The following is a 6,988-nucleotide window of genomic DNA, read 5'->3' as shown; positions in this document are numbered from 1 at the left end:
GGTGGTCATTAAGGACGGCTCAGTGGCAGATGGTGCGATGGCGAACACGCTGCGGGTGAAAGTCACCGACGCGTTCGGCAATGCACTGGCCGGACAGACGGTCAGCGTCTCAGCGGACAACGGGGCAGCGGTTGCCGCGACGGTTATCACCGGGCCGGACGGCACGGTGGAGATCAGTGTCACCAGCCAGACGGCGGGCACCAGTGCGGTCACCGCCAGCATCAACAGCAGCAGCCTGAGCCAGAACGTCACCTTTGTACCGGGTGATGCATCGCAGCTCACTTCAACCGTTGAAACAAATAAGTCGAACTATACGGTTGGAGAGACAATCACCATCACGGTAACGCTCCGGGATGTGTTCGATAATCTGGTAACCGGTGCAGCTTCACAGTTAGCAGCTAATGGTGTGCTTACGGTGGCTGGCACCGACCCGTCAGAAACGGGAAGCTGGGTTGAATCAGGTGGCGTGTATACCACAACCCGTATGGCGACGATTGCCAGTACCAATCAGCACGCCAACCTGCAATTGCAGACGTGGAGTGATGGTGTAACGTCAGATCGCTATGACATACAGTCCGGTTCTCCGGCGCAAGCCACATCAACTATCGCTACGGATAAAAACGCCTACACCGCTGGCGACACTATAACCGTCGCCGTGACGCTGAAAGACGCGCACGGTAACCTGGTTGAAGGGGGCGAGTCCTTACTGTCTGGTGATAACGTAATAGTGGAAGGAGCCGTACGTTCAGGAGGATGGTCTGAAACCGCCGGTGTTTATACTGCTACATGGTCGGCGCAAATGGCGGGAGACTCTCACCACGCGACGTTGACTTTGCCTGAGTGGGGCAGCAGTAAACAATCAGAGAGTTATTCCATCCACAGTGGTGCTCCGGTGCAAACAAATTCAGCCATCAGGACAGATAAAACGACATATATCGCCGGGGAGTCATTAACTGTCACAGTAACGTTGCGGGATGAGTTTGGTAACCCGGCTTTAGGGCTGACATCAGGAGTTATCGAATCATATATCGATAATTTTACGGTGGGCGGCGCAGTCCCCGATTCGATGCAATGGGTCGAACAGAATAATGGTGAATATACCATGATCTGGACAGCATGGTTTGCCGAGAAAAATTTGGTTGCCAGTCTGAAATTAAAAACATGGGCAACGGAGATTAATTCCGCGCTATACGGGATACAACCAGGTGCAGCAGCAAAAACTCAGTCCACGATTATCACGGACAAAACGGTATATATCGCTGGGGAGAGCATAACGGTGACTGTTGTACTTAGTGATGCTCAGGGTAACTTTATTACTGATGGTGTCGCTCAGCTTAATGAGGAAAACGTAAAAGTCAGGAATGCAGATCCTATCCAGGGTAATAATTGGATATACAACGGCAATGGGCAATATCAAAGACAGTATATGGCGCATTTCGCGGAAGTGTATTTGAATGCTCAACTGAAGATGGTTGGTTGGAGCGATGCCAATTATTCAAATAATTATACTATTAAACCGGGTGAAGCGAGTCCGCATGGTTCACAGCTTCGTATAAGAGATGATGTTGTGGTTGTTGGGGCGGATTTACCTGTCAGTGTTTTATTAGCTGATGATTTTGGTAACCCGTTGGATAACGGTCTGGATTTGCTGGATAATGCAGTGTACTTACAAAATGTGGAGAAGAAAGAAGGGGCTAAATGGATATATTTGGGTGATGGCATATATGAGCGTACCTATATGGCCTACAAAGAAGGAGAGAACTTAAATTCATTTCTGCAGATTAACGGTTGGCGTGTAAACGGGCAACCTTCCTATACCATCCTTCCTTTTGTGGCAGTCGATTCACTGAGTGTGAATGGTGCAATATTCAGGGCGGCAGATGGTTTTCCTGAAACAGGATTTGATGGGGCTAAATTCACCTTAGTATTAACCCATAATATGAAGAATACAGATTATGATTGGACGGCAGGCATCTATGGTATTAATGTTAACAATAATGGAGAAGTCACAATAAGTCTGCCCCTAAATAGTGAAATCACTATTACCGGGAAACCAAAAGACGGTAAAGGGAATAATGTTGTATTCAAATTCAAGATGAAAAAATGGTTTACTAGTTTAGGTGCTGCCAGTAATAACACTTGGGATATTATAAATGCATCATGCAATAGCTATGGACAAGTGGCGTCATCTTTAGAATTAGCGCAGCGACCAAGTAGTGGTGTAGTTCCACGAAAAGTAGGAACGTTGTGGGGAGAATATGGTAATTTGAAAGCTTATGGCAGTACATTTAGCAGTACGGATTACTGGACAAGTACTGTACTTATAGGGGTTCACGAGAAATTCGATCCTGAAACTGGTATATCAACACCAGGATCAGGAAAGTCTTCTGGTTTGTGTGTGAGATATTTTTAACGAAATAACTACTAAATTGCCCTGCATCAGCAGGGCAATTTCTCTTCGTTCTTACGCAGAAGTACGCATCGCACTGATAGTATTAAATTCATTTTTTACATTGAGCAAACGAGGGTCGTGAAGCAAAACATTTGACCATAAATCATTGTCTTTAACTAATTGTTGCCAGCGCTTTTCATATTCTTTTTTACCATAAACAGTGTAAATTAATGGCAAAATCACACCATTTATTTTGTTGGTGTTAATACTAGCCAACAACTTCATAATGTCATTTTTTATAGATGCGCCATAGATCAGAAACTTCGTATAAAGCGAGTTAACACAGCTGTAATCAAGACCATGTTCAGGCTCAAGTTTAAGCAATAAACTTTTGGCTTTGTCATTATGTCCTTTCAGTGCCATGACATAGCCAGAATAGAGGTAATAATTGGATTATTACAGGTGTTTTGACTGTTAAGATTTAATGCAAAAGATATCGCGTTATCGAGGGGGGATGTGTAATAAAGTATAATTAATTTAAGAATGCTTATGCCGATTTTATTGGGTTCAAGAGCAATGCTTTTTTCTATTAGATTAAATGCTCTTGCAAGGTCACCGTTCAAAAAGCATAGCAGAGACTGATAATAATAAACGTCTGGCGAATTAGGTTTGAGTAAATGTGCTTGCTTAAATAGCACATTAGACACTGAATGTTCATCTTTTAGCCCACTGATTAAACCCAGTAAACCCAATGCCTGAGAATTTGAAGGGTTAATTTCAAGAGCCTTTTCAATGGAGGTTACTGCCGTAGTTATTGCTTGTTTTTGTTCACTGAGTCCAAGGAGTGCTAATGATATATGGCATTCCGCCAGGCAACAGTAGGGCAAGGTATTTTGCGGTTGCGTACTCACACAATCTCTAAATATTACTAATGCTCGTTTCAAACTCTCTGGTGTATAACGATACATTTCCATTCTGCCATTCATATACATAACAGCAGAATCCAGAGATGGCATTTGTTGTGTATTAATAGATTTAAAATTAATATTGGGTATTTTTTCAATAAGAATATTAATTACTTGTGATAATAATACGGAAAGAGGATTGTCGGGGTTAAAATCAATACTTTGATGATCAATCAACTTATGCGTTCTGGCATGAATTAATTCAATAAATAAACGCCAGTTTTTACCATAGTGAACGACCTGACCCATAATGTAATATTCTGGGCCTGTTTTATTAATAAACTGATGGATAGTAGAAAAATCGCTTGCCTCATTCGTTACCGAGGCAGGTAAAATATCTAAACCACAAAAAGCATATTTTGAAAGGCCCTGCACAAGTTCGTAATGCAGTTTTAGAACATTGATCGAACCTTCAGTACGAAATGGAAAAACAGCAAGAGTGGTAGTCGATTTTACCGGTTCATTATCGGTTACAATCACAATGGGTACAGTAAAACGGTATCCACGACCATAGACCGTTTCGATATACTTACACTGTTTATTCTCATGCAAAAGTTTGCGCAATGCATAAATACACCGTGTTAAAGATTCATCACTGGCAACACTTGCGCTCCAGACCTTATCAATAATCTCTTCTTTGCTAACAATTTCACCGTCAGCATTAAGTAATAGAATAATAACGCCAAGTTCTTTTGGGGGAATATGATATTCTTTGTTTTTGAATAATAATATTCCATTGTTTTTTAATACAAAGTCGCCAAATATATATTGTTGTGTATTATTTTTTCCATGTTGCAGTTGCATAGAACGCTCCTTCCGTTTTCTCTATTCATAGTATTAATTTGATCAATATAAAATAAAGTATTGGCAGAATTGCTCTATCAAAAAACGCTCATTTTGTAAGATTGTGATGAAGAAATGAATGAAAGCTGATGCTTAATAATATGAAACGCTGGTCCCATTTTACGAGACCAGATAGTGGACTATAATATTTGGCGTTACTTAATCAGAAACGTAAATAATCTTTCGCTGAATCAAATAATGCTGTAATGGTTGACGATAATAATTTTATAATCGTATCGTAGGTGGAGTTGGCTGTGCTGTATTTAGTCGTGATAACCTGTACATCGGTTTTCATGTTTTCTGCTTGCCCATTATAACCCGCTAACCATGCCTGGTATTCAGCTGTGCTTATTTCATAACCGGTGAATTCTTTAGATATATTTTTTTCCTTCCCTTTATTATCCCTGTGCACCATTGAATCTGAAGATTGACTCATACTGTCAATAATCTGAGGGTTGGGAATAATAACATATAAACCGCTACCTTGTGGTTCAACTTCGACAATCGGAGAAGGTGTGCGGTGTTTGGGATCGGGTGGAATTACCGGAAGTCCTAAAGCGGCGCACCATTTTTCTGCTTCTTCCAATGGAACACCAATTTTGTCAGCAGGTGCCGGAGGGTATAAAACATAGTCTGGATTGTAATGATAGTGGAAATCACCATTAGGATATTTATCGATATAATAAAAATGCATCAAGGCCTTTTGAAATGCGTTGACATCAAAAATTATCGCATCGCCTTTTTTATTAGAGTGAGTCCATTTTCCCATATTGCTTTGGATATGTTCACTGAAGTCCTGCCAGTATGCGCTCATTATCTCAACGCTATTCGCATAAATTTCGAGGTAGTCGCTACCGAGCACACTCATCAAATCAGCAATATCACTGCATATATATTTATCACTTTTAAATTCGCTTGAACTACTGGCCGTTAAAGTGCTGCTGGTTGCTGAACTTCTCACTTCGGGCGCATTACTGTTTGATGTAGAACTACCTGACATTGCTTTTTTTTGTTTCTGTATAAGCATAGAAAAAAGGGAACTATTTATCTCTGTGGCTTGAATATCTTCAGGCACAGAACTATCTAAAGAAGCGATAGCGTGAGTTAAGGTTCCTTTGGTCATTGCCATTGCACTTGACCCGGTTGTGTTGTGAGCAACGTTAGCCAGGGTTTTTCTCACAGAGTTATGCAGGGTCAATATTTTATCGGGATCCTTTAATTTTCCGTCAATAGTATTAACATTTTCTGTAAGCTGCAGAACTTTTTTTATCAGCGAATAACTTTCGTGTAAGAGCGCAGATCCTTTCTCTGACAGGTTCTCAGTTGGGAAATTTCTGAGCATGTTTTTAACGAAGTTGAGTTGTATGTCATGCTGGCATTTCCAGTCTTCATTTCGCTGGCTACGTTCACTGACTAAAGTTGATAGTTTTTCAACATCTTTCTTGAGCATAGCGCCAATATTATTATCCTTACTGGCGCTGTTATACAAATTACCCTCGCTTTTGCTGTTTTCCAGTTGATGAGGCTCCTCACTTTGCGAGGATGCCTCTTTAAGAGGAATGTTTGCATTCTGCTGACGTAAAATACCTATATTTAAATTATTATCTTTATTAATCATGTGTCATTCCTCCTTAAATATAATTAACTATTATTGCAATAATTTATGAGCGAATGCCTTGAACGATAGCACTATCAGTATCAATAATGGTTTGTATTATTTGCTGTAATAAATTGAGTGCCTGATCTCTTCCTTGAACATCACGATTAATTTGATCCAGATAGCTACTCATAACTGAATGCAAAACATTTTTAGCTTGCTCCGCAACCTCTTTTTCAGCACGAGTATATTCCGCAGCTACAGTTCCGCTTGATTGCAATGTACTGCCAAAAGCCTGAAAGAGATGATGAGAATTAGAAAGAGAATTATAACGACTAAATTTTTTATTATGACTGTCAATATGCTGTTTATCTGCAATTTGCTTATTGATACTGTCTTTTTCTTTTTCTAATTCTTCTAACGGTATTTTATTTTGGTCATTCTCAGTACTCTTATCTTCTGATAATTTATTATTTATTTCAGCAAGTCTAGCTTTTGCCTTTTTCACATCTTCATTTGTCTTTAATTTCTGTTGGTCTTCCGGTGTATCTGTTTTTTGTCCTTGGTTTGGATTAACATCATCTATTTTACCGGCGGGCTTTTTATATTCTGCATTCGCGACTACGCCAACTCCAATAACATTAACAATTGCGCCCGTTGTAGCACCAGCTAAATTTTCCCAAGAGGAGTTAATTGTTTCTTTACTCTGTAATTGGACAAGATCTTCAAAAAGGATGCTCATGCTAGCCTCGGCCTTGGCAGAGGCATTGTACATTGATGTAAAGACTCTTAAAAATTCCTCCATAATGTTCTGTTGTCTCATAGTCAAATTATCTAACATATCGAGAATGTTAAATGTTATGGTTTTCTCTGTTGACTTGGTAGACTGACAGGATGATTTTGTCGCTATGCCAGCGTTTTGAATTATATTATGTAATGTGTTATTAGCGTAATTAAGACCATCTAATACTTTACATTGTAGTTCGGGAGAAAGAGCACGGACAGAATCAATCAGCCTAATAAATTTAGTGTTTGTGTCATTTTTAATATCATTAGGCACAAAACTTTGCAGTATTTTTTTATTTTGAGATACTCTTGTTTCATAACCAGGTTGTTCATCGAACGTTGTTTTATCGAGATTCTTATTATGAGCTGTATTGTTTATGTTGCTAATGTTATTGGGCATTTTTG

General features: G+C 39.8%; 3 protein-coding genes and 1 pseudogene. 1 reads left to right on the top strand and 3 read right to left on the bottom strand.

Annotated features, from left to right (window positions below; all coding sequences use genetic code 11):
* The coding region (locus HEN33_RS14900; RefSeq protein ID WP_183083438.1) for an invasin domain 3-containing protein at positions 1-2,413 on the top strand (2,413 nt) is incomplete at its 5' end.
* 51 nt (positions 2,414-2,464) lie between these two features.
* Here the strand turns inward: HEN33_RS14900 and eilA are convergent.
* From eilA to HEN33_RS14885, 3 genes and pseudogenes are all read right to left on the bottom strand, one after another.
* Positions 2,465-4,161: pseudogene (gene eilA / locus HEN33_RS14895) on the bottom strand (HilA family transcriptional regulator EilA).
* Between the two features lie 202 nt (positions 4,162-4,363).
* Positions 4,364-5,818: an IpaD/SipD/SspD family type III secretion system needle tip protein gene (locus HEN33_RS14890; protein ID WP_176263700.1), complete on the bottom strand. Its 1,455-nt coding sequence runs from the start codon at positions 5,816-5,818 to the stop codon at positions 4,364-4,366.
* Positions 5,819-5,861: 43 nt separating this feature from the next.
* On the bottom strand, positions 5,862-6,983 hold the full coding sequence (locus HEN33_RS14885; protein ID WP_176263699.1) for a hypothetical protein: 1,122 nt from the start codon (positions 6,981-6,983) through the stop codon (positions 5,862-5,864).
* Positions 6,984-6,988: the final 5 nt, after the last annotated feature.

Origin of the sequence: Escherichia sp. 94.0001 (assembly GCF_013369155.2) — a bacterium.
In the GTDB taxonomy this organism is placed as follows: Bacteria; Pseudomonadota; Gammaproteobacteria; order Enterobacterales; family Enterobacteriaceae; genus Escherichia; species Escherichia coli_F.
The sequence above is the reverse complement of the archived record's forward strand: the minus strand, read 5'-3'. Positions and strand labels throughout refer to the sequence as shown.